Here is a 23,599-nt window from a genome sequence, read left to right as displayed (position 1 = left end):
CTCCGGCGCGGGCGCCGGGCGGACCGACAGGGGACGGGAGCTGCGGTGTCGGTGTCACGGGAGCGGGAGGCCGGCCGGGCCCTCTCCGCGGTCGACGCCCGCGGCCTGCGGCGGTCGCTGCTGCACTGGCTGACGGTCGTCGTGGTCCTCGTGACCGTGTTCGCCTCCGTGGTCAACTGGGTCTTCGTCGACCGGGAGCCGCAGGACCCGGTGGAGGCGTGGCTCGGGGGGCTCGAGAGCGGCAGCTCGCGGCAGCTGCTGTCCCGCACCGAGGACGTCGTGGCGGACCCCACCCTGACCATCTTCGCCAACCGCGTGTACCGCAACGCGGCGGGACGGATCAGCGGCCACGAGATCCTCGGGGTGGACCGCACCGGCAGCCGCGGCGAGGTGCGGGCGCGCGTGTGGTGGGACGGGCCCGACGGCACCCGGGCCCGGGAGGAGGTCCACGTCTACCGGGTGCACCAGGTGCGGCGGACCGGCCCCTTCAACGACCAGTGGGAGCTGGACTCCCCGGACGCGGCACCGCTCTCCGTCCACCTGCCCGCCCCCCTCGACGAGCTCTCCGTCAACGGTGAGAGCATCCGCCCGGACGCGGACGAGCGGGTGCCCGACCCCCAGGGCCCCGGCGGGACGTGGCGCTTCGAGGCCCTGCCCGGGGACTACGCGATCGGGCTGCCGGGCCACTCCTACTACGTGGCGGACCCGCCCCTGGAGCCGCACACCGTGGCGTTCCGGGACCCGCAGCCGGCCACGGTGGCGCTGCGCATCGAGCCCTCGCCGAGGATGTGGCAGGAGGTCGACGACCGGATCGAGGAGTGGCTGGAGGACTGCACGGCCTCGGAGGAGCTGTCCTCCGAGGAGTGCCCCTCGTCCCGGCGCTGGGCGGCGCCGGGGGTGCCCCTCGAGCCGTCCACGGCGGCGTCCGGGGCCCCGGAGCCCGAGATCACCGGCGTCCGGTGGGAGCTGGTCTCCCGGCCCGCCCTGGTCCTGGTCCAGGACCCCGGCGACCCGCTGCGCTGGACCGCGGACCCCTACCGGCCCGCGGTGGCGCGGCTGAGCTACGAGGAGGACGGGGAGACGGCCACCGAGCGGATCGAGTTCCCCGTCCGCGCCACCGTGCGCTCCACGGGGCAGAGCGCGGAGATCAGCGTGGGCCTGGAGCAGCCGTGAGCGGCGCCTCGTGGGCCGGCTCCGCGGCACGCCGGGGCGGGCGCCGGAGCCCGCCGAGCACGCGCTCGGCCAGGGCCCAGTAAGCCACCCCCGCCACGAGGGACGCGAGCACCGCCAGGGCCGGGCTCACCGGCGCCAGCGGGGGGTAGACCAGCCAGTGCACGAGATAGATGTACAGGGACGCGCTCGCGAGCCGGGCCGTCACCCGGCGCAGACCCACGGGCACCGGCAGGGTGGGCACCCACAGCAGCAGCAGGATCCCGGCGATCACGGTGGCCTCCCGCACGGTGCTGTCGAAGTAGCCCGGCACGGTGAGGAGGGTCAGGAGGGTCACGAGGGAGCGCTGCAGGGCCGTCCCCGACCGGGCCGCGACCCAGCCCAGGACGAAGAGCCAGAACACCGGCGCGGGCTTGGGCAGCCCCGGGTCCACGATGTCGTACCGGCTGACCAGCCCGACCGCGAGCAGTCCGAGCGGGAACAGCCAGGGGGCGGCCCGCTCGGCGCGGTCGGCCCAGGGCAGCGCCATGAGCGCGGTCACGGCCACGAGGACGTAGACGAGCATCTCGACGAACCAGAAGTGCCACTGGGACGTGAGCTCCTGGGGCCCCACGATGCCGTTGAGCAGCAGGACGTTGGCGAGCGTGTAGTCGTCGGTGAGCAGGTGGGCCACGGCGATGAAGGCCACCGAGGGCACCACGATCCGTGCCAGGCTGCGCAGCTGGCGCCGCAGCCGGGGGAGCCGCTCCCCCGTCAGCTGGAAGCGCGCGAAGTTGTACCCCGCCACCGCGAAGAGCACGTGGGCGGTCTGGAACGTGAAGATCTCCACGTGCGTCATCACGATGCACACGATGGCGACCGCCCGGAGCACGATGCCGGTCTCCAGGAACGAGACGAGGCCCCGTCCGCGCGGAACGGGCCGGGGGGCCAGGTCCCGCACGGGCGTGAGGTGCCAGCCCGGCGGGAGGTGCCCGAGGGCCTGCTCCAGCCGCACGGAGGCCGCCACGTAGGACAGCGAGTCCCCCTCCAGGGACACGAACGTGTCGTCGTCGCCGACGTCGGGGCGGTCGAGCACCTCGGCGAAGATCCGCCGGACGTCCTCGGGTCCCTCGGCCCGGCGCTGCGGCGGCGCCGGCGCGGCGGGGGGCGCGGCGAGCGCCAGGACCGCCGGGTAGTCCACCTTGCCCGTGCCCAGGCGGGGCAGCTGCTCCACCGCGTGCATCTCGACGGCCGGGCGCGGCAGGCCGATGCTCTCGGCCACGAGCTTGGCGAGCAGGGACGTGTCCTGGTCCCCCTCGGCGGCCACGACCAGCCGCTCGTCGGAGCCGGCGGCGGCCGCGCTGACCCCGAGCTCGGCGAGGATCCGCTCGACCTGGCCGAGGTCCACGCGCAGGCCCACGATCTTGACGAAGCGGCTGCGCCGCCCCACGACCTCGTAGAGTCCGTCCGGGTGGCGGCGGGCGAGGTCCCCGGTGCGCAGCTCCTCGACCGTCCGCCCGGCGGCGAGGTCCTCGGGTCGCTCCGCGTAGCCGAGCATGACGTTGGGCCCGCTGTAGACGAGCTCCCCGTCCGGCAGCCCGTCCACGGGGTCGATGCGGAACCGCCCGCCGGGGATCGGCACCCCGATGGTCCCGGCGCGCTCCACCGCCAGCTCCGGGGGCAGGTACGCCATCCGGGCGGTCGCCTCGGTGGCCCCGTACATCACGACCAGGTCCCAGCCGCGGCGGCGGCCGGTCCGGGCCCAGTGCTCGACCTTCTCCGGGGCGAGCCGGCCGCCCGCCTGGGTCACGCAGCGCAGGTGCGGGAGGTCGGTGTCCGCGAACCCGACCCGCTCCAGCAGCTCGAAGGTGTAGGGCACGGCGGCGAAGGACGTGGCGCGGTGGGCCCGGAACAGGTCCCAGAAGCAGGGGTCGACCACGGACAGGTCCGTCAGCACCAGCCCGGCGCCCCGGAGGAGGTGGCTGTTGAGCACCGACAGCCCGTAGCAGTAGGACATGGGCAGCGTGGTGGCGGCGCGGTCGTCGGGCCCGATGCCCAGGTACTCGGCGATCGCCTCGGCGTTGGCCGCGAGGTTCTCGTGCGAGAGCCGCACGAGCTTCGGGGAACCGGTCGAGCCGGACGTGCTCAGCAGCAGGGCGAGGTCCGGGTGCAGCTCGTGCCGGCTGCCCGGGCGCCGCTCCTCGAGCACCGGGGTCCCGTTCCCCGAGCGCAGCACCACGTCGGGGTCGTAGGCCGCCACGAGCGCGTCGACGGCGGCCGGCTTGTCCGCCGGGACCAGCAGGAGCGGGTGGCCGGCCGTGAGGGCCGCGAGGTAGGCCACGAGGGAGTCGACGTCGTTGGACGCCGCGAGCACCGCCAGCCGGCGTTCCGGGCCCAGGCGCGCGGCCACGTCCTCGACGCGCCCGGCCAGCTCCCGGTAGCTCAGGACCTGCTCGCCCGTGAGGACGGCGGGGCGGTCCCCGTGGCGGGCGAGTCCGGCGGCGAAGGAGACCTGGGAGAGGTCAGGTTGGATGCTCACCCGGTCCAGGGTAGAGAAAACCTTTAGCGAAGGAAAGTCTTGCCTAATTCGTCCGACATGCGGGATCGCCGGTTCGACGTGCCGTCGGCGGACCGCGGCGGCGGGGCCGTGACGGCCCGGTCGTCGACCAGCAGCGTGGGGGTGGTCCCGGCCGTGACCGTCACCGCCACCGGCGTCCCGACCGGGTGGCGCACGTTGTGGGGCTGCCAGGAGCGCAGCGTGCGCCCGGAGGCCAGCCGGACGTGGTGCAGCACGAACGCGCCGTGGTACTCGACCGCGCTGACCCGCGCGGGGGAGGCGGGGTCCGGCCGCAGCGCCACCTCGTGGGGCCGCAGCACCACGTCGACGTCGACGTCGCTGTCCGCCCACCCCGGCACGGTGGAGACGATGCCGATCTCGCAGGTGAGCAGCGCGCGGTGGACGCGGGCGGGCAGGAAGTCCGCGTCCCCCATGAAGGACGCCACGAAACGGGTGGCGGGCTGCTCGAAGACCTTCTCGGGGGTGTCGGACTGCTCGATCACCCCGTCGTGCATGACCACCACGCGGTGGCCGACCGAGAGGGCCTCCGTCTGGTCGTGGGTGACCAGCACGGCGGTGGTGCCGGTCTCGCGCAGCGTGGCCACGGTGTCCCGGCGCACCTGCGCGCGCAGCGACTCGTCCAGGCTCGAGAACGGCTCATCGAGGAGCACCACGGCCGGGCGGGGCGCCAGGGCCCGGGCCAGGGCCACGCGCTGCTGCTCGCCGCCGGAGAGCTCGTGGGGGTAGCGGTGGGCGAGGTGCCCCAGCCGCACGAGCTCGAGGACCTCGCCCACGCGGGCCCGCCGGTCGGCGCGCGGGAGCCGGTCGAGGCCGAAGGCCACGTTCTTCGCGACCGTCAGGTGCGGGAACAGGGCGTGGTCCTGGAAGACGAGGCCCACCCGCCGCCGCTCGGGCTCCTGGAACCGGTGCCGGCCCGCCACCACGTCCCCGGCGATGCGGATGGTGCCCTCGTCCGGTCGCTCGAGACCCGCCACGAGGCGCAGCGTGGTGGACTTGCCGCAGCCGGAGGGGCCGATGAGCGTGACCAGCTCGCCGGGCGGGACCGTCAGCTCCAGCCCGCTGACGCCCACGGAGGACCCGTAGTGCTTGCTCAGCCCCTCCAGCACGAGGGCGGGCTCGGTGCCGCGGCTGCCGGGCGCGGTCTGCGCGCTCGTGGTCTGCACGGTCATGGGGACACCTTTCCGTGGCGGTCCGCGCGGTGGGCCTGCCGGACGAGGAAGAACACGGGCACGACCGCCGCCGCCACGATCACGAGCGCCGGCAGGGCCGCCTTCTCCCAGAAGTTCTCGCGCGCCAGCTCGTAGACCCACACAGAGGCCGTGGTGAAGCCGAACGGGCGCAGCAGCAGCACGATGGGCAGCTCCTTGACGGCGTCGATCATCACCAGGACGAGGGCCGTGGCGACCCCCGGGCGGGCGATGGGCAGGTGCACCCGGGTGAGGACCCGGAGCGGGGACGCGCCGAGGCTCTGCGCGGAGAAGGTGACGGTGGGGGAGATCTTGGCGAGGCTCGCGTCCACGGCCTGGTAGGCCGGGGCGAGGAAGCGGATCACGTAGGCGTAGAGGATGCCGAGCACCGAGCCCGTCACCAGCAGCCCCGTGCCCCCGGGCACGCCCGCCCGCTCGAGGGCGGTGTCCAGCCCGGCGAAGGCGATGAGGACGCCGATGCCCACCACAGCGCCGGGCACGGCGTAGCCGAAGGTGGTGAGCTGCGCCGCGAGCGCCACCGCCCGGCCGCCGCCCATCCGGACCCCGTGGGCGACCGCGAGGGAGAGCGCCACGCAGGCCACGGCGGCGATCCCGGCGACCACCAGGCTGTTGCCGAGGTACTGCGCGAAGCGCGGGTCCGAGAGGGACGCGGGGTTGCCGACCGCCTCCCCGACGGCCCACACGAGCAGCTGCAGCACGGGCACCAGGAACCCGGCGGAGAGGGCGGCGAGGCAGAGCAGGGTGGCGCCCCAGGCGCGCCACCCGGCGAGCCGCCGCGGCTGGAGGCCCTGGCCGCGGCCGCCCCGCTGGTGGAACCGGGCGCGGCCCCGGAGCAGCCGCTCGCCGGTCAGCACGGCCACGGCGAACAGCAGCACGAGCACGGCGAGCTGGGTGGCGGAGTGGAAGTCGAAGGTGCCCTTCCACACGAGGTAGACCCCCACGGAGACCGTCTGCACGTTGAAGTACTGCACCGTGGCGAAGTCCGTGAGCGTCTCCATCATCACGAGCGCGAGCCCCGCCGCGAGCGAGGGCCGGGCCAGGGGGATCAGGACCCGCCCGAGCGCGCGCCCCCGGCCGGCGCCCAGGGTGCGCGCGGCGTCGTAGGTCCCGGTGGTCTGCTCGACCAGCGCGGAGCGCGCCAGGAGGTAGACGTACGGGTAGAGCGTCAGGGACATCACGAGCACGGCCGCCGGCAGCGAGCGGACCTCGGGCACCCACACGTCCGGTCCCAGCAGGGAGCGCAGCGCCCCCTGCACCGGCCCGGCCACGTCGAAGACGGAGAGGAACACGAAGCCGAGGATGTAGGCCGGCATGGCCAGCGGCAGGACCAGCAGCCAGACCAGCACGTCCCGCAGGGGGAAGCGGAAGGCGGTCACGAGCCACGCGAGCCCGCCGCCCACCACGAGGGTGCCCGCGCCCACGCCCAGCATCAGCAGGAGCGTGGTGAGCACCATCCGGCCCAGGTCGCGCGGCGGGGTGGCGGTGCCCAGGCTGCCCAGGCCGTCCACGACCACGGCCAGGACCGGGGTGGCCACGACCACGGCGACGAGGACGACGAGCGCCGACCACGCCGGGCGCCCCGAGCCGGGCGCCCGGCGCGGCCGGCGGGTCGGTGTCCTCGTGTCCGCGAGGACGGCGGGTTCGGTCACTGGTAGCCGGCTTCGGCCAGCAGGTCCACGGCCTCGGCGTTGAGGTCCCCGTAGGCCTCGGCGTTCAGGGGCATCCGCTCGAACTCGCCGAAGGCCGCGATGGAGGGGGCGGGCTCCACGGAGGGGTTCACCGGGAACTCGTGGTTGGCGTCCACGAACGCGTTCTGGCCGTCGGTGGCGAGCCACTCGATGAGCCGCTGGGCGTCCTCGGCGTTGTCGGAGCCCTCGACCACACCGGCCCCGGAGATGTTCACGTGCGTGCCCGCGCCTTCCTGACTGGCCCAGAAGAGGTCGACGTTCAGGTCCGGGTTCTCCTCCAGGGTGCGCGCCAGGTAGTAGTGGTTGTTGATCCCCACGTCGCACGTGCCGGCGTCGATGGCCTCGAGCAGCAGGATGTCGTTGCTCATGATCTGCACGTCGTTGGCGACCCAGCCCTCGACGATCTCGAGCGCCCGCTCCCGGCCGTGCAGGTCGATCAGGCTCGCCACGAGGGACTGGGTGTAGGCCGAGGTGGCGTCCCGCATGCAGAGCCGGCCCTGCCACTTCGGGTCGGCCAGTCCCGCGTAGGTCTCCTGGGGGTCGAACTCGGCGGTGTCGACGTTGTCCGGGTTGTACGTCACGGTGCGCGCGCGCATGGCCAGGCCGTACCACCGGCCCTGCGGGTCGCGGAGGTCCTCCGGGACCGCCTCCTCGAGGGCCGGGGAGTCCAGGGCGGCCAGCTCGTCCTGCCGGGCGGCGTTCCACAGGTTGCCCGCGTCCACGGTCATGAACACGTCCGCCGGGCTGTCGTCCCCCTCGGCCTTGAGCCGCTCGAGCAGCTCGGCGTCGTCGCCGGTGATGAACTCGACGCTGATGCCGGTCTCGTCGGTGAACTCGCCGAACGCGCCCTCGAGGTCGTAGTGCCGTGCCGAGTAGATCTGCAGGTCGGCGGGCTGCTCGCCCAGCCCGAGCGTGCCGCACCCCGTGACCAGGGTCGCCAGCGCGGTCAGGATGCCGGTGGTGGCGTACAGGGAACGACGACGCATCGGAGCCTCTTCCGGAGGGCGCGGCGCTCGGGGACCGCGCGACGATCATTTGGCAAGGAAAGCGTAACCTAATCGGAACGCCCCTCGCGTCGCGCCCGGGGCCCGGGCACGGGCTCCCGCGGCACCCGGCCGAGCGGCCCGCCGCGGCCCGCGCCCCGGAGCGTCCCGCCGCGGCGGCGCACCGGAATAGCGCCCGCGGGCGGACCGTTGAACCGGTCGGGCCGCTCCCCGCGGAACGGCCCTCCCGCCTCCCCGTCCGTGCCGAAAGGACCCCCGTGGCTCCCGAGCCCGAGTACTACCGCCCCGTCCCGCTGAACAACGACCCCGGCCGCGCCGGGTACTCCCGGGCGCCGTTCGGCGCACCGTCCGGACAGCCGTTCGGCGGGGGCGGGCAGGGCGCCCCGCACCCCGGGCCGCCCGTGGTCAACGTGGTGGGAGGGAAGTCCGTGGTCCTCGCCTACGTCCTGTGGCTCTTCCTGGGCTGGCTGGGGATCCACAAGTTCTACCTGCGCCAGCCGGTCTGGGGGCTGATCTACCTGTTCCTCGGCGGCCTGGGCTGGACCCTGGCGGGGGTCGGCGTCGGGATCCTGTTCCTGATCCCGTGGACGCTGCTGATGTTCCTGGACATCTTCACCATGCCGTTCCGCACGGCCTTCGTGAACGCCTCCATCGCCCGCAGCGCCTACCGCTGGTGAGCACCCCGTTCTGCCCGGGCCCGCGGATGTAGTAGTGTTGTGAGGTCTGTGTGCCCGCCGCCCGACGTGCGGCGCCGGCGCGCGGACGACGCTACAGAACCTCCTGCTGCGGAAGGACCGCAGCCGCTCAGCCCGAAGGAGGTGGGTTCGAACATGCGTGAGTACGAACTGATGGTGATCATCAACCCCGAGGTCGAGGATCGTGCCGTGGAGCCGACTCTCAAGAAGTTCCTCGATGTCGTCACCAAGGACAACGGGACCGTCGACAACGTCGACATCTGGGGCCGTCGTCGCCTCGCCTACGAGATCCAGAAGAAGACCGAGGGCATCTACGCGGTCGTGCGCTTCACCGCGACCCCGCAGACCACCCAGGAGCTCGACCGCGTCCTGAACCTCAACGAGGCCATCATGCGCACCAAGATCATCCGCCCGGAAGAGCAGAAGATCTCCGCCGAGTAGGACTTCACAGACCGATCATCGAGGGCGCCCCGACGGGCCCCCGGTGAGATGCTTGTGAGATCCCAGCACGTCCCGCACGACCGCGAACACCCTCGACCCGGGAGGTCCACATGGCTGGTGACACCGTCATCACCGTAATCGGCAACCTGACCGCTGACCCCGAGCTGCGCTTCACGCCGTCGGGTGCGGCCGTGGCCAACTTCACCGTTGCGTCCACGCCCCGCACCTTCGACCGCCAGTCCAACGAGTGGAAGGACGGGGAGACCCTGTTCCTGCGCTGCTCCGTGTGGCGGGAGGCGGCCGAGAACGTGGCGGAGTCCCTGCAGAAGGGCATGCGCGTCATCGTCCAGGGTCGGCTCAAGTCGCGGTCCTACGAGACCAAGGAAGGCGAGCGGCGCACCGTCACCGAGCTCGACGTCGACGAGGTCGGTCCCTCGCTGCGCTACGCGTCCGCGAAGGTCAACCGCAACGCCCGCTCCGGCGGGCAGGGCGGCGGCTTCGGCGGCGGTGGCGGCGGCCAGCAGGGCGGCGGCTTCGGCGCCGGCGCCCCGGCCGGCGGCGGGTTCGGGGGCGACTCCGGATTCGGTGGCGGCCAGCAGGGCGGCGGCTCCGGCTTCGGCCAGGGCGGCCGCTCCGGCGGCGGGCGTCAGCCCGCCCCGCAGGCAGCACCCCAGAACGACCCCTGGAGCCAGTCCTCCGGCGGGAACTATGACTGGGGCAGCGGCCAGGACGACGAACCGCCGTTCTAGACCTTCCGCACTTTTCCCATCCACCCCATCCCGCGGTGACAAGCCGCGGGCTCCACTCGAAGATCAAGGAGCACCACGATGGCCAAGGCTGAACTCCGTAAGCCCAAACCAAAGCAGAACCCGCTCAAGGCTGCCAAAGTCACTGAGATCGACTACAAGGACGTTGCGCTGCTGCGCAAGTTCATCTCCGATCGCGGCAAGATCCGCGCCCGCCGCGTCACCGGTGTGACCGTGCAGGAGCAGCGCAAGATCGCCCTGGCGATCAAGAACGCCCGCGAGGTCGCGCTGCTGCCCTACTCCGGCGCCGGCCGCTGATCAGAGAGGACAGACACTCATGGCAAAGATCATCCTGACGACCGAGGTCACGGGTCTCGGCGCTGCCGGTGACGTGGTCGAGGTCAAGAACGGGTACGCCCGCAACTACCTCTTCCCGCGCGGCTTCGCGACCCCGTGGTCGCGCGGCGGTGAGAAGCAGATCGAGAGCATCAAGGCCGCCCGCGCCGCGCGCGAGGTCGCCTCGCTCGAGGACGCCCAGGTCCTGGCCCAGAAGCTGACCTCCGCCACCGTGACCATCCCGGTCAAGGCCGGCTCCGAGGGACGCCTCTTCGGCACCGTCAAGGCCGAGGACGTCGCCAAGGCCGTCGAGGCCGCCGGCCTCGGCGCCGTGGACAAGCGCAAGGTCGAGCTGAACCAGCACATCAAGACCACCGGTGTGTACCAGGCCTCCGTGCGCCTGCACGAGGACGTCAACGCGAACGTCGAGTTCGAGGTCGTCCCGGCCTGATCGGTTCCTCCGGTCCGTCCGAGCACAGAGGGCCCCCGCGGTGCGCCGCGGGGGCCCTCTGCGCGTTCCCGGGGTCTCCGGGCGTGCCGGTCAGCGGGGCCGGACGGCCTCGACGACGACGTCGAGCGCCGTCTCGGTGGTGCGCACCTGCTCGGCGCGCAGCAGGTCCAGGCCCTTGCCCTCGAGCACGGCGACGGTCTCCTGCAGGGTCGGCCGGGGCACGGTCGGGGGCGGCCCCTCGACGCTGCCGGGGGCGTGCGTGATCCACAGCAGCCGGCCCCCGGGAACGAGCCACTCGGCGGCGCGGCGGAGCAGGGAGAGGTCGTGCTGGAAGTACGCGGCGACGATCAGGTCGAACTGCAGGGGCACGGCGTCCGGCCCCGAGCGCTGCTCCTGCTCGGGGGACCAGGTCCGCAGGTCGGCGATCAGGGCGCGGCCCGGGAGGCCCCGCTCCGCCAGGGCACCCGCGACGGTCCGCACGGCGCTGGGGGAGAAGTCCACGGCGGTGGGGTCGTAGCCGGCGCCCGCCAGGGCCAGGGTGTGGCGGCCGGTGCCCGCCCCGAGGTCGAGGGCGGTCGGCGGGCCGTCCGCGGGTCGCCGGTCCGCCCGGTCCAGGAGGGCGGCGACCTCCGGGTGCGGCTGGGCGCCGTCGGGGGAGGACTCCCCGGAGGCGTACCGGTCCTCCCACATGCGCTGGTTGTCGTCCACGGGCATCTCCTGGGTGGTTCGGGCGGCTGGGTCGGGCGGTTCCGGATCTCGCGGGCGGCGCGGCGGTGCCGCCGGGCGCCCCGGGGGACAATGGGTGCATGCCCTCCCTGATCTCCCGCGTCACACCGTCCGCCCTGTACTGGTTCGGCGTGGGGTGCCTGCTCTTCACGGTACTGGCTTTCGCCGTGGCGTTCCTGGGCGGCAACTCCGCGGGGACCGAGACCTCCATGGCGTTCTTCGTGATCGGGTTCGTCGCGGCAGCCGTGGGGGCGACCGTCACGGCGGTGGTGGCCCTCGCGGGAGCCGTCGGGTTCGCGGCCGCCCGGGTCCGGTTCCTGGTGCTGCTGGGCCTGTCGGTACTGTGCCACCCGCTGCTGTGGCTGGCGCTGCTCGTCTCAGTGGCCTGACCGCCCCGGCGCGGCGCTCCGCCGGGGTGCGGCGGCCCCGCCCGAGGGACCTCCGGCAGGGGCCTCCGACGTGGGCCGGAGCACGAGGTGAAAAACACAGTGTTGTGGACGGTGCCGGTGTTGTCCGCACTGTCCCTGCACAGGGTGTGCATCGACATCAGCTCAGGTCAGAGCCGATTTCGCGGAGTTCCACAGCACTCTTTCCACAGCCTTCTCCCCAACCTGTGCACAGCCGTCCACGGCGTTTTCCACCGGTTGTCCACAGGGTGGAAAACCGCGTCGGCTGGTAGGGTTTCCGGTCCTCCGCGCGCCGGTTGCCCTCCGCGGACGGCGACCGGCGGGCTAGGCTCGGGGCACCCGGGACGGAGCGGCCCGGAAGCCCCTGCGGAGGAGGAGCGGCGGATGTCCCCACGCACTCGTGTGGCCCTGGCGCTGGGCAGCGGCGGCGCCCGCGGCTACGCGCACATCGGTGCCATCCAGGTCCTCGAGGAGCGCGGCTACGACATCGTGACCGTCGCGGGAAGCTCCATGGGGGCCCTCGTGGGCGGGCTCCACGCCGCCGGCCGGATGGAGGCGTACGCGCAGTGGGTGCTGGGGCTGAGCCAGCGGGACGTGCTGCGGCTGCTGGACCCGTCCCCCTCGGCGCCCGGGGTGATCCGGGCGGAGAAGATCATGGCGAAGGTGCGCGAGCTGCTCGACGGCACGCTCATCGAGGACCTGCCCATCCCCTTCACCGCGGTGGCCACGGACCTGCTCGCCCGCAAGGAGGTCTGGTTCCAGGAGGGCCCGGTGGACGTGGCCGTCCGCGCGTCGATCGCCCTGCCCAGCATCATCACCCCCGTCATGCTCAACGGCCGGCTGCTCGCCGACGGCGGGATCATGAACCCCGTGCCCATCGCCGCGACCGTCGCCACCCGCGCGGACGTGACGGTGGCGGTCTCCCTCTCCGGGGGGCAGCAGTCCGGGGAGGGCAGGGTCCCCGCCCACGAGACGGCCGCCGCGCGTCCCGCGGAGGAGTGGGTGGGGCGGTTCCGCCGCGGCGCCTCCCACGTCCTGGACCGCGAGCTGACGCGCAGCGTCCTGGAGCGCTTCGCGGAGACGCGCGGCCGCGGCGCGTCGTCCCGGTCCCTGCGCTCCACCGGGGCCGGCCCGGCCGACGTGGGCGAGGCCCTCGTGCAGGACGTCGTCGAGGAGGCCGTCGAGGAGGCCGTGGCGGAGGGGTTCGGCGTCCTGCCGGCGGGGCTGCGCACGCTCGACGTCATGCAGCTGTCCCTCGAGGTGCTGCAGTCCATGGTGCTGCGCTACCGGCTGGCCGGCTATCCGCCCGACCTCCTCGTCACCGTGCCGAAGAGCGCCGGGCGGCTGCTGGACTTCCACCGCGCCGGGGAGCTCATCGAGCTCGGCCGGCGGATGACCGAGGAGGCCATCGACCGCGCCGACGACTTCCCGCCGGCGCGGCCGGACCCGGAGATCTAGTCCGCCTGGATGATCTCGTCCAGGTTCGCCTCGTTCGAGATCACGTCGTACTTCAGCATCAGCTCCGAGAGCGTCTCGAGCTCGTCGCGGTCCACCTCCGCGTCGAACTCCTCCAGCCGGAGGTCGGCGGCGACCTCCTCCGGCATGTTGAGGAAGCTCACCAGGGTCTCGCGCACCCGCTCCGGGTTGTTCTGCGCGAACTCGAGCGCGTCCTCGATCGCGGCGTCGTAGTTCTCGAGGACCTCCGGGTTCTCCTCGGCGAACGCGGCGCTGCTGAAGGTGACCATGGTGTCGAGGCCCGGCACCGTGTCCTGGTAGTTGTAGCCGACCAGCTCGGTCTGCTCGCCGTTGATCAACTGGGTCAGGAACGGCTCCGGGACCCAGGCGGCGTCGATCTCCCCGCGGTCCAGCTGGGCCGGCATGTCCTGGAAGGGCATCTCCACGAACTCCACGGCGTCGGGGTCGCCGCCGTCCTGGCTCACGGCCTCCTTGATGGTCAGGTCGCCCTGGCCGTTGACCGTGTTCACGGCGACCCGCTTGCCGGCCAGGTCGGCCCAGGAGGCGATGCCCGCGTCCCGGTTGGCGGCGACACCGGTGATGTCCTCGCCCTCGGGCAGGGAGCTGCTGTAGCCGCTGAGGATCTTCATGTCGAGGCCCTGGTCCTTGGCGAGGATGACCGAGAGCGGGTTGCCCACGCCGATGTCCATGGATCCGCCCGAGACGGCCGGGAGCATGGCCGCACCGCCCTGGGCGGTCTCGATCGTGACGTCCAGGCCGTGGTCCTCGAAGATCCCCTCGTCCAGGGCGAGCTGCACGGGCGCGGACGGCGCGATGGGGATGACGCCGATGGTGAGCGGCTGCAGCTCCTCGCCGCCCCCGCCGGTGGTCCCCCCGCCGCCGCAGGCGGTCAGGGCGAACGTCAGGACGGTTCCGACGGCGGCTGCGCCGGCGAACGGGTGCTTCATGGTGGGTCCTCTTCCTCGGGTCGGTCCTGCCGGCGGCCGGCACCGGTGAATCCGCTGTGACATGCATCACGCACGCCGGTGTCCTCACCGTAGAGGCAGACCGTTGGATTCGTCAACGGTTGTGGCTCTGAACCGTTGCGTTGTCCCCCGAAGAGAACCGGACGGGCTCACTGGTCGCGCAGCAGCGCCTCCACGGTGCGCGCCAGGTCGAGCAGCACGGCGTCCGCGCCCGGGCCCGCCGCGAGCTCCAGGCCCACCGGCAGGCCCTCCGCGGTGCGCCCGGCGGGGATGCTGATCCCCGGGGTGCCGAGGATGCCCGCCAGGTCGGAGTGGCGGGTGAAGGTGTCGAAGGTGGGCACGCGCCGGCCGTTGAGCTCCACGGTCTCGTCGTCGCCGATCGGCCGGGCCGTCAGCGGGCACGTCGGCTGCACCAGGGCCGTCACCCCCTGGCCCTGGATCGCCCCCGTGTACAGCCGCAGGGCCAGCCGGCGCTCCTCCTGGGCCGCCCGGTAGTCGTCGTCGGCGGCGCGGAAGACCTGCGCCAGCTCCCAGATCCGCCGCACGTCCGGGCTGCCGATCCCGTCCCGGACCTCGTCGAGGGAGTGCCCCGTGCCGCGCGCCTCCAGGTAGGTCTGCAGATCGGGCAGGAACTCGTGGAGGGCGATCGTCATCCCGGCCGCGGCGGCCAGCTCGCGGGCCGGCCGGACGTCGACGCCCACGAGCTCTGCACCGGCGGCCTCGAGCGCCCGCAGGGCCGCGCCGAAGACCGAGTCCACACCCGGCTCCAGGTCCTCCAGGAACAGCTCGGGCACCCCCAGCCGGACGCCGTGCAGCGGGCCGGGCCCCTCGTCGTCGAACTCCAGGTGGCGCGCACCGGGCGCGCCGTGCGGGTGCTCGCCCGCGAGCAGGGCGTCCAGCAGCACCACGTCGTCCACGGTCCGGGCCATGGGGCCGATCGTGTCCCGCGAGTGGGCGATCGGCAGGACGCCCGACGACGGGTAGCGGCCCAGCGTGGGCCGGAACCCCACGATCCCGCAGAGGGCGGCGGGGATCCGGGCCGAGCCCCCGGTGTCCGCGGCGACCGCCGCCGGGACCAGGCCCACCGCCACGGCCACCGCCGAGCCCCCGCTGCTGCCGCCGGGGCTCAGCGCCGGGTCGGCGGGGTGGCGCACGGGGCCGAACGAGCCGTTGTTGGACGTGATGCCGAAGGACAGCTCGTGCAGGTTCGTCTTCAGGGTGAACAGGGCGCCCGCCTCGCGCAGCCGGGCCACCGCCGGGGCGTCCCGGCCCACCACGTCCCGTTCGAGCGCTCGCGTGCCGCCCGTGGTCGGGAACCCCGCGACGTCCACGATGTCCTTGACCGCCAGCGGGATCCCCGTCAGCGGGCCCCGCGTCTGCCGCCGGTCCAGCGCATGGGCGAAGATCCGCGCCAGCTCCGGGTCCGCGCTGATCACCGCGCCCAGCCGCCGCGCCGCGGGCAGGCGCTCCAGCAGGGCGTCGAGGTGCTCCACGTGGCTGATCCGGCCCGCCGTCAGCTCCGCCCGAGTGGTCCGGATGTCCCACGAACAGGGACCGCTGAGATCTGTGCTGAGCGTCATGGTCCATGGTGTCCACGGACGGGCCCGGGCGGCAAGCGGTGTCCGCGGTCGGTGCGAGAATGGAGGGGCTGCCCGGAAGGTCGGGGCGGCGTCGTCGTGTGCGCACCCTGCCCCCCGCAGGACGCGCGAGGAGAGGTGGACCAGGTGTCGATGGTGTCGGAGCGCTCGTCCGGGAGCGACCGGGAGTTCGGCCGGACCCCGCCGCAGGACAACGTGGCGGAGCAGTCCGTGCTCGGCGGGATGATGCTGTCCAAGGACGCGATCGCGGACGTGGTGGAGGTCCTGCGCGGCGTCGACTTCTACAAGCCCGCCCACGAGTCCATCTACGAGGCCGTGATCTCCCTGTACGGGCGCGGCGAGCCCGCCGACGCCATCACCGTGGCCGACGAGCTGACCAAGCGCGGCGAGATCGAGCGCGTCGGCGGCCCCGCGTACCTGCACACCCTCATCTCCTCCGTGCCCACCGCGGCTAACGCGGGCTTCTACGCCGAGATCGTGCGCGAGCGCGGCGTGCTGCGCCGGCTCGTGGAGGCCGGCACCAAGATCGTGCAGCTGGGCTACAGCTCCGACGGCGAGGTCGACGACATCGTCAACGCCGCCCAGGCCGAGATCTACCAGGTGGCCGAGCGCCGCTCCTCCGAGGACTACACGGTGCTCAAGGAGGTCATCGAGTCCACCGTCGACGAGATCGAGGCCGCCGGCTCGCGCGGCGAAGGCATGCGCGGCGTGCCCACCGGCTTCATCGAGCTCGACGAACTGACCCAGGGCTTCCAGGGCGGCCAGATGATCGTCATCGCGGCGAGGCCGGCCATGGGCAAATCAACCCTGGCCCTCGACGTCGCGCGGTCCGCGGCGATCAAGCACAACCAGACCACGGTGATCTTCTCCCTCGAGATGAGCCGCAACGAGATCGCCATGCGCCTGCTCTCCGCCGAGGCCACGCTCAACATGCAGGACCTGCGCAAGGGCCGCCTGCAGGACGAGCAGTGGGCCAAGATCGCCACCACGATGGGCAAGATGGACTCCGCGCCGCTGTTCATCGACGACTCCCCGAACATGTCCCTCATGGAGATCCGGGCGAAGTGCCGCCGGCTCAAGCAGAAGCACGACCTCAAGCTCGTGGTGCTGGACTACCTCCAGCTCATGAGCTCGGGCAAGAAGGTCGAGTCCCGCCAGCAGGAGGTCTCGGAGTTCTCCCGTGCGCTGAAGCTGCTGGCCAAGGAGCTCGAGGTCCCGGTCATCGCGCTGTCCCAGCTGAACCGTGGGTCCGAACAGCGCCAGGACAAGAAGCCGATGGTCTCGGATCTTCGCGAGTCGGGCTGTCTCACAGCGGAGACTCGAATCCTCCGTTCCGACACCGGAGCAGAGGTCACCATGGGCGAACTTTACGAATCCGGAGCCAGGGACGTCCCGGTGTGGTCGCTGGGCGACGACATGCGCTACGTCGAACGCACACTCACCTACGTCTTCTCGACCGGGATAAAGCCGGTCTACCGGCTCACGCTGTCATCCGGGAAGACGGTGCGGGCAACCGCGAACCATCCCTTCTTCACTTACCAAGGGTGGAAGCCCCTGGGCGAGCTGTCCGTCGGGGATCGAGTGGGCGTGCCTCGGCACGTCGACGGACCAACGCAGCGCACGGAGTGGGACGACGCCCAGATCCAAGATGCCGCACAGGTGCTCGCCGAAGGGGGCGTTGGCCTGTCTCCCGAGGTGTTCTCCCTGCCGAAGGCGCAGATCCGCCGGTTCGTGCAGGCCGTCTGGCGTGAGCACGGAGCGGTCGTGCTCAATGATCGGCAGGCCCATGTCTCGTCGTCTTTCGACGGCCCATTGCAGGCTGATCAGTTCAGCCGCCTGCTTCTGCGCTTCGGGATCTCGACGACGGCGGTACCGACCGACGGCAGAGTCGAGCTGATAGTGGAGGAGCACGACGACCAGATCCGGTTCCTCAAGGAGATCGGGCGCAGCAGCGATTTCGGCGAAGCGGCCCGCGTGATCCTCGAGGAGCTCGACGTGCCAGTCAATGCTGAGATCGACGCCGAGCTTTGGCGGAGCGTCGGCGACGTGCTGGTGGATCCGATGCCGCTGGGATCGCTGGTCCGGTCCTGCCTCGACGAGGTGCGGTCCGTGGAACCGGCTCTGAAGCTGGCGCAGGTCTCAACGCTGCTTGACGAGGCCGACATGAACCTCGCCGCGGTGAACGATCTGCTGTGGGACTCCATAGTGTCTATTGAGCACGAGGGCGAAGAGGAGGTCTTCGATGCAACCGTGCTCGGCAACCACAACTTCGTCGCCAACGGCATCACGGTGCACAACTCGATCGAGCAGGACGCGGACATGGTGATCCTGTTGCACCGCGATGACGTCTACGACAAGGAGTCGCCGCGCGCCGGTGAGGCCGACGTGATCGTGGCGAAGCACCGCAACGGTCCTACTAAGACGATCGTGGTGGCGTTCCAGGGTCACTACTCCCGGTTCGCGAACATGGCCCACGAGGGGTTGTAGCGTTCGCAGGACCGTCGGTGTTGTCGATATACAGGTAAAACTGAACGAGCCTCAGGAAACCTGGATTAGGATTAGGGCGAGGTTTGCTGCCGCGGGACACCAGCTGTCCGCATGATTCCATAGAACCGTCCGGTGATCACCGGAAAACTGACGGTCAGGGTCGACGCCGTAGGGAACCGCTCTTGGTCAAAGATCTTCAAACTGCAAAAGGAAATCGAGCAGATTGCATACCGGCTATTAACACCTCGCCTGGACCGCATCCAAACGGTCAAGGAGCAATTAGCCCGGTTCATCGGAGCTGGCGTGGCCAACCCTCCAGTCCATTTCCTGCAACAGCAGGACTTGCGAAAGCCGCGCTCTGACACGCTGGCCGACGTCCAGAAAAGGTGGCTAGGTCGTCAGCGCTCAGATCTTCGTGTTCCGGCGTCATGGGGCTGAACCCAGGATGAGCGACAGCCACGAAAGCGCACCAGGTATCTCAAGCGAAGGGATGCGAGACGTCTCGTCCGGAAAGTTTGCGCCCGCATGTTTCCGCGGCTGCGGGTGTCTCGCATCCTTGTACTTTATCCATGCCCCTAGAATTGGATGCTCAACCTTAGTTGCGAGACAGATGGGATGGGCATGGGCATGGGCAAGCTGATCGGCTATGCGCGAGTATCGACACGGCAGCAGGACGCAGACCGTCAAGTGTCTGACCTGCTGAGTGCCGGCGTGCGGCGCGATGACATGTATGTCGACAGTGGAGTGTCTGGAGGGCGTACATCACGCCCTCAGTTCGACAAGGCCGTGGCATCCCTCGAAAAAGGCGACACGTTGGTCATCACCACGCTGGACCGTCTGGGGCGGTCAACGCAGAACATGCTCGTCTTCGCCGAGGCGTTGCGCGCGAGAGGCGCTGGATTGCGGGTGCTCAACCTCGGTGGGGGAGACGTGGACACGGCCACCCCGATGGGCTCAATGGTCTTCACCGTCATGGCCGCCCTGGCCCAGATGGAACTGGAGATCAAACGGGAGCGGATCACCGACTCGGTGGCCAAACGCCGGGCCGCCGGCAAGGACCTCGGCGGGCGGCGCCAGACCTTCACCGACTCCCAGATCCGCAACGCCCTGCGCCTGATCGAGTCCGGCGAACCGGCCACTCAAGTCGCGCGGGACCTCGGCATGTCCAGGGCCACGCTCTATAGACGGATCCGGGAGCTGCCGCAAGCGACGACGATCTGAGACCGCCGTTGCCTATGGTCATCGTGATGCATATGCCGCCGCGTTTCCGTTCTACCTGTGATTTCGGCGCGGGGTCTTCCGGTAGTTGTTGTTCTGCGACAACGCAGCCGGGAGGTGAAGCCGTCGGCTCCAACCCAATGACGGCCACGAGGAACGCCCGGCGAGCCGTTATGGCGCTCACTGTAGCGGGGCGCCCCCGACGGCCCGGATGATCCCGGCCAGCGGATCGGCGCACTGGCCGCCGTACGCCTGGCGCACGACGTCGCCGATTACAAGCACGGCGGGCGAGGCGCACCGGGCGGTCGCCGCGTCCGTGATGACGCTGGCGAGATCCGACACGGTGGTGCGCTGCGAGTCACTCCAGCCCCGTTCGACGACGGCGACTGGCGTGGTCGTGTCCATGCCGGCTGCGGACAGACCGGCGACCAGTTGCGGCAGCGTGCCGACGCCCATGAGCACGACGATCGTCCCGCCCAGGCCGGCGAGGTGGCGGTGCTCGGCGTCGGTGAGTGGCGCGTGACCGGAGACCACGGTGAACAGGTGGCTGACGCCGCGGTGCGTCACGGGGATCCCTGCGGCGGCGGGGACGGAGACGGCGCTCGTGACGCCTGGGACGACCGAGACCTCGACTCCCGCCCGCACGCACGCGGCGACTTCCTCGCCGCCGCGGCCGAAGACGAAGGGGTCCCCACCCTTGAGCCGCACCACGTGCTGACCCTCAAGGGCGGCCTCAACCAGGAGGCGCTCGATCTCGTGCTGCGGGACGGCGTGGTGACCGGGGCGTTTGCCGACGTCGACGAGTTCTGCACCCCCGGTCAGCCGCTTCAACCCCCGGTGCGGGCCGAGCCGGTCGTAGAAGACGACATCGGCCTCGCGCAGCGCGTCCAGGGCCCGGGCGGTGAGCAGGTCCTCCGGTCCGGGGCCGCCCCCGACCAGGGTGACCCGCCCGCCGGGTGCTGCGGCGGACTCGCGGATCAGCAGTACGGTGCACGTGCGGCAGTCGGCCACGAGCCGTTCCCACCCGGGGTCGCCGTCCTCGACGAGGGCGACGAGGACCACCCGGCCCAGCAGCACGCTGCGGTAGTCCGCCGGGGTCTGCACGGTCCGCACGGTCGCCCCGGCGCTGCGGTAGCGGCGGACAGCGCGCCGGGCGGCCTCCGGTGCGCCGGCCACCAGGACCGTGGCGCCGGTCAGGTCCATCGCGGGGGCGTTCACAGGGCCCGCTCTGTGCTCTGCTCCGCGACGCGCACGGGGATAGTCGAGCTGATCAGCACGGGTCCGGCGGCACCGCCCGCGGCGATCTCCTCGGCGGTCGCGGGGCGCTCCATGCCGCGCTCCGCGACGTTGACGATGGAGGTGTCCGCCTCCTGCGGGGCGTTGACGAAGGAGCGGAAGCGGCGCAACCGCTCCGGGTCCTGGAGGGTGGAGGCCCACTCGTCCTGGTAGTGGTCCACGTGGCGGGCCATGGCGGCCTCCAGGTCCTCGGCGATGCCGAGGGTGTCCTGGACAACCACGTCCTCGACGTGCCGTAGACCGCCTTCGAGTTCTTCCTGCCAGTGCGCCGTGCGCTGGAGCCGGTCGGCGGTGCGGATGTAGTACATGAGGTACCGGTCGATGTAGCGGATCAGCGTGCCGTCGTCAAGGTCCTGGGCCAGTAGCTTCCCGTGTACGGGGTTCGCGCCGCCGTTGCCCCCGACGTAGAGGTTCCAGCCGTCGGCGGTCGCGATGACGCCGACGTCCTTGCCTCGGGCCTCGGCGCACTCACGGGCGCAGCCAGAGACGCCCATTTTCAGCTTGTGCGGGGACCGCAGGCCGCGGTAGCGCAGCTCGAGTTGGATGGCCATGGACACCGAGTCCTGCACGCCGAAACGGCACCAGGTGGAACCTACACAGGACTTCACGTTGCGCAGGGCTTTGCCGTAGGCGTGGCCGGACTCGAAGCCTGCCTCTACGAGCTCCTTCCAAATGTCCGGCAGCTGCTCGAGGCGGGCGCCGAACATGTCGATGCGTAGGGCACCGGTGATTTTCGTGTAGAGGTTGTACTTTTCGGCCACGCGCGCGATGACCGCGAGTTTGGCGGGCGTGATCTCGCCCCCGGGAATGCGCGGGACCACGGAGTAGGTGCCGTTCTTCTGCATGTTGGCCAGGGCGCGGTCGTTGGTGTCCTGGAGGGCGCCGAGGCCGGCGTCGAGCACGTACTCGGAGTACTGGGAGGCCAGGATGGAGGCGACCGCGGGCTTGCAGACGTCGCAGCCCCGGCCGGTGCCGAAGCGGGCCAGGATGTCCTCGAAGGAGCGCAGCTGCAGCACGCGCACGGCCTCAAAGAGCTCAGCGCGGGATAGTGCGAAGTGCTCGCACAGCGCCTTGGAAACGGTGATCCCGGACTTGGTGAGCTCGGACTCGAGCAGTTTCTTCAGCACGGGGACGCAGGATCCGCACTGGGTGCCGGCGCGCGTGCAGCCCTTCAGTTCGCTGAGATCCTGGACGGGGTCCTGACCCTCGCACGCGCCGCACCCGTTGATTGCTTCGCGGATGGAACCGGCGGCTACGTTGTTGCAGGAGCACAGGACCGCGTCGTCGGGTAGCTCGGTCTCGGGCGTCTCACCGCCGCCGGCCGCGGTGAGGAAGGCCCCGGGCTCGGCGGGCAACTCGCGGCCGAGGAGTGGGCGCAGCGACGTGTACGGCGCGGCGTCGCCCACGAAGATGCCGCCCAACAGCGTGCGGGCATCGTCGGTGACCACAATCTTCTGGTAGACGCCGCGGGCCGGATCGGCGTACACGATCTCGAGTGCGCCTTCGGTTCTCGCGAAGGCGTCGCCGAAGCTGGCCACGTCGACGCCGGAGAGCTTGAGCTTGGTGGCGGTGTCGAAGCCGGGGAAGGAGGCGTCCCCGCCGTGCAGTCGATCGGCGACGATCTCGGCCATGGTGTTGGCGGGAGCCACGAGGCCCAGGCACATGCCGTCGAAGTTCGCCACCTCGCCGATGGCCCACACGTGTTCGACATCGGTGGCGCAGCCCTCGTCGATCACGATGCCACCGCGCTGGCCCATCCGGAACACGGGCTCGGCGTCGGGCCCGGCGGCTTCGTTGACCGTCCGGGCGAGCTCGTCTCGTGGTCGGACACCGATGGCCACCACCACGAGATCCGCGTCGATGAACCGGCCGTCGGCCATCTCGACGCCGGTCACCACCGGCTCGCCGTCCGGTCCCGTCTCGGTGCGGACCTCCTTCGGGAAGACGCCGCCGTGCACGGTCAGGCCCTTGTCGGCCACGAGCCGGCCCATGGCCTGCCCGGCGCCCTCGTCCAGCTGGGTGCTCATCAGCCAGGGGGCGCCGTCGATGACGATCGGCTCCGCGCCGAGCTGCTGCAGCCCGGCCGCGGCCTCGAGGCCGAGCAGCCCGCCGCCGATGGTAACGGCGTTGACCACGCGGCCCAGCTTCTCCGTGAGTGCGGCGACCTCCCGGTTGAGGAACCAGACGTCCTCGAGCGTGCGGTAGACGTAGGTGTGCTCGTTGCCGGGGATCGGCAGCCGGGCGGCGTTGGAGCCGGTGGCCAGCACGAGCTCGTCATAGGCGTGGTGGTCGCCGGTCTCGGTGACCACCACGCGGGCTTCGAGGTCCAGGTCCACGGCGCGGGCACCGGTCACGAGGGTGACGTTCTCGTGGTCCCACAGGGAATGCTCGCCCAGGGTCAGGTCCGTGCTCGGATCCGTGAGGGCGCGGCTAAGTCCTACGCGGTCGTAGGGCAGGTGCACCTCCTCGGTCAGGACGGTGATGGAGATGCCTGCCGTGTTCCGGGAGCACATCGATTCGACGAACCGGTGGGCGGCGGGGCCGCCGCCCACGACGACGATTCGGCGGGACGGGTTCTGGTTCATGGCAGGCCTTCGGGTCGGGTGGTCGGTGCCGGAGCGGGCGCCTGGAGTGGTCGGAGCGAGAGGGCAGCAGCCCGTGTTACAGACCGTAGGCGGCGTCGGTTGCTGCCCCGTTGCTCCGATGTTTCGACCGCTTTGACGTTGCCCGAACGCAGCGGAGAGCACCCGTGAGGGGCGAGAAACATGAGTGCAACAACACCGTTCTGCTTCTGGGATCCAGGGGAAACGACGGTTCCGCTGCTCGGGCCTATCACGATGGCGGGCGGAGGCCGTGAATTGCGTTTTACTCTGGCGTTACGGCGCCCGGTCTCCCGCGAAACACGCTGTCCCTAGCGTCGAGCCCGCGACCTGACATCCCCGCAACGAACGAGGTGCTCCATGACCGCCCTGACCCCGCCCGAAGCCACCACCGACGAGACCAGCCTGAACTGGTACCACGTGTGCGGCATCGACGCACTAGAGGTCGGTTGGGGCGAGGCCGCGCTGATCAACGGCCGCCAGGTGGTGGGGTTGACCCCGTTTCGTGGACATCGAGTTATGCGGCTTCT

20 protein-coding genes are annotated in these 23,599 nt (G+C 71.3%); 11 read left to right on the top strand and 9 right to left on the bottom strand.

Annotated features, from left to right (window positions below; translation table 11 throughout):
- Positions 1-45 precede the first annotated feature (45 nt).
- Positions 46-1,173 carry a hypothetical protein gene (locus AVL61_RS05050; protein ID WP_058873276.1) on the top strand — a complete coding sequence of 376 codons (1,128 nt, stop codon included), beginning with the start codon at positions 46-48 and terminating at the stop codon, positions 1,171-1,173.
- Here the strand turns inward: AVL61_RS05050 and AVL61_RS05045 are convergent.
- The 4 genes from AVL61_RS05045 to AVL61_RS05030 are packed head-to-tail and all read right to left on the bottom strand — an operon-like array spanning position 1,148 to position 7,609.
- The gene (locus AVL61_RS05045) at positions 1,148-3,688 is read right to left on the bottom strand and encodes an AMP-binding protein (protein ID WP_058873275.1); all 2,541 of its coding nucleotides are present in this window, start codon (positions 3,686-3,688) and stop codon (positions 1,148-1,150) included. The genes AVL61_RS05050 and AVL61_RS05045 overlap by 26 nt on opposite strands.
- Before the next feature lie 23 nt (positions 3,689-3,711).
- Complete coding sequence (locus tag AVL61_RS05040) at positions 3,712-4,896, bottom strand: ABC transporter ATP-binding protein (RefSeq protein WP_082696973.1); 1,185 nt, start codon at positions 4,894-4,896, stop codon at positions 3,712-3,714.
- Positions 4,893-6,584 carry an ABC transporter permease gene (locus AVL61_RS05035; RefSeq protein WP_058873274.1) on the bottom strand — a complete coding sequence of 564 codons (1,692 nt, stop codon included), beginning with the start codon at positions 6,582-6,584 and terminating at the stop codon, positions 4,893-4,895. Before AVL61_RS05035 ends, AVL61_RS05040 begins: the two co-directional genes overlap by 4 nt.
- Positions 6,581-7,609: an extracellular solute-binding protein gene (locus AVL61_RS05030; RefSeq protein ID WP_058873273.1), complete on the bottom strand. Its 1,029-nt coding sequence runs from the start codon at positions 7,607-7,609 to the stop codon at positions 6,581-6,583. Before AVL61_RS05030 ends, AVL61_RS05035 begins: the two co-directional genes overlap by 4 nt.
- Before the next feature lie 275 nt (positions 7,610-7,884).
- Between AVL61_RS05030 and AVL61_RS05025 the strand changes: the two genes are divergently transcribed.
- From AVL61_RS05025 to rplI, 5 genes are all read left to right on the top strand, one after another.
- A complete protein-coding gene (locus AVL61_RS05025; RefSeq protein WP_058873272.1) occupies positions 7,885-8,304 on the top strand; it encodes a TM2 domain-containing protein in 420 nt (139 codons plus the stop codon).
- A gap of 153 nt (positions 8,305-8,457) precedes the next feature.
- Positions 8,458-8,763, top strand: coding sequence for a 30S ribosomal protein S6 (gene rpsF / locus AVL61_RS05020; RefSeq protein WP_058873271.1), 306 nt, complete (start codon positions 8,458-8,460; stop codon positions 8,761-8,763).
- Between the two features lie 110 nt (positions 8,764-8,873).
- A complete protein-coding gene (locus AVL61_RS05015; RefSeq protein ID WP_058873270.1) occupies positions 8,874-9,512 on the top strand; it encodes a single-stranded DNA-binding protein in 639 nt (212 codons plus the stop codon).
- Between the two features lie 78 nt (positions 9,513-9,590).
- Positions 9,591-9,827, top strand: a complete 237-nt coding sequence (rpsR, locus tag AVL61_RS05010) for a 30S ribosomal protein S18 (protein WP_017835048.1) — start codon at positions 9,591-9,593, stop codon at positions 9,825-9,827.
- Positions 9,828-9,846: 19 nt separating this feature from the next.
- Entirely contained in the window at positions 9,847-10,296 is a 450-nt protein-coding gene (rplI, locus tag AVL61_RS05005) for a 50S ribosomal protein L9 (RefSeq protein WP_058873269.1), read from the top strand.
- A 90-nt stretch (positions 10,297-10,386) separates the two neighbouring features.
- Here the strand turns inward: rplI and AVL61_RS05000 are convergent, their stop codons facing one another.
- The gene (locus tag AVL61_RS05000; RefSeq protein WP_058873268.1) at positions 10,387-11,004 is read right to left on the bottom strand and encodes a class I SAM-dependent methyltransferase; all 618 of its coding nucleotides are present in this window, start codon (positions 11,002-11,004) and stop codon (positions 10,387-10,389) included.
- Positions 11,005-11,102: 98 nt separating this feature from the next.
- On the opposite strand from AVL61_RS05000, the gene AVL61_RS04995 reads away from it, so the two are divergent.
- Both AVL61_RS04995 and AVL61_RS04990 read left to right on the top strand, forming a co-directional pair.
- On the top strand, positions 11,103-11,411 hold the full coding sequence (locus AVL61_RS04995) for a hypothetical protein (RefSeq protein ID WP_058873267.1): 309 nt from the start codon (positions 11,103-11,105) through the stop codon (positions 11,409-11,411).
- 402 nt (positions 11,412-11,813) lie between these two features.
- Positions 11,814-12,887, top strand: coding sequence for a patatin-like phospholipase family protein (locus AVL61_RS04990; protein WP_058873266.1), 1,074 nt, complete (start codon positions 11,814-11,816; stop codon positions 12,885-12,887).
- On the opposite strand, the gene AVL61_RS04985 is transcribed toward AVL61_RS04990, so the two are convergent.
- Positions 12,884-13,852, bottom strand: a complete 969-nt coding sequence (locus AVL61_RS04985; protein ID WP_058873265.1) for an ABC transporter substrate-binding protein — start codon at positions 13,850-13,852, stop codon at positions 12,884-12,886. The genes AVL61_RS04990 and AVL61_RS04985 overlap by 4 nt on opposite strands.
- A gap of 167 nt (positions 13,853-14,019) precedes the next feature.
- Complete coding sequence (locus tag AVL61_RS04980) at positions 14,020-15,450, bottom strand: amidase family protein (protein WP_082696971.1); 1,431 nt, start codon at positions 15,448-15,450, stop codon at positions 14,020-14,022.
- A gap of 150 nt (positions 15,451-15,600) precedes the next feature.
- Between AVL61_RS04980 and dnaB the strand changes: the two genes are divergently transcribed.
- From dnaB to AVL61_RS04970, 3 genes are all read left to right on the top strand, one after another.
- On the top strand, positions 15,601-17,955 hold the full coding sequence (gene dnaB / locus AVL61_RS04975; protein ID WP_058873377.1) for a replicative DNA helicase: 2,355 nt from the start codon (positions 15,601-15,603) through the stop codon (positions 17,953-17,955).
- A 132-nt stretch (positions 17,956-18,087) separates the two neighbouring features.
- Entirely contained in the window at positions 18,088-18,393 is a 306-nt protein-coding gene (locus tag AVL61_RS17785) for a hypothetical protein (RefSeq protein WP_157571299.1), read from the top strand.
- Positions 18,394-18,582: 189 nt separating this feature from the next.
- Positions 18,583-19,176 (top strand): recombinase family protein, encoded by a 594-nt coding sequence (locus AVL61_RS04970; protein WP_058873376.1) that lies wholly within the window; start codon positions 18,583-18,585, stop codon positions 19,174-19,176.
- A gap of 177 nt (positions 19,177-19,353) precedes the next feature.
- On the opposite strand, the gene cobA is transcribed toward AVL61_RS04970, so the two are convergent.
- Together cobA and nirB are read right to left on the bottom strand one after the other, a co-directional pair.
- The gene (gene cobA / locus AVL61_RS04965; RefSeq protein ID WP_058873375.1) at positions 19,354-20,376 is read right to left on the bottom strand and encodes a uroporphyrinogen-III C-methyltransferase; all 1,023 of its coding nucleotides are present in this window, start codon (positions 20,374-20,376) and stop codon (positions 19,354-19,356) included.
- A gap of 11 nt (positions 20,377-20,387) precedes the next feature.
- Positions 20,388-23,054, bottom strand: coding sequence for a nitrite reductase large subunit NirB (gene nirB, locus AVL61_RS04960; protein WP_058873263.1), 2,667 nt, complete (start codon positions 23,052-23,054; stop codon positions 20,388-20,390).
- Positions 23,055-23,599 lie beyond the last annotated feature (545 nt).

Origin of the sequence: Kocuria rosea subsp. polaris (assembly GCF_001483755.1) — a bacterium.
Lineage (GTDB): Bacteria > Actinomycetota > Actinomycetes > Actinomycetales > Micrococcaceae > Kocuria > Kocuria cellulosilytica.
This window is presented reverse-complemented; position numbering and strand designations above follow the sequence as displayed.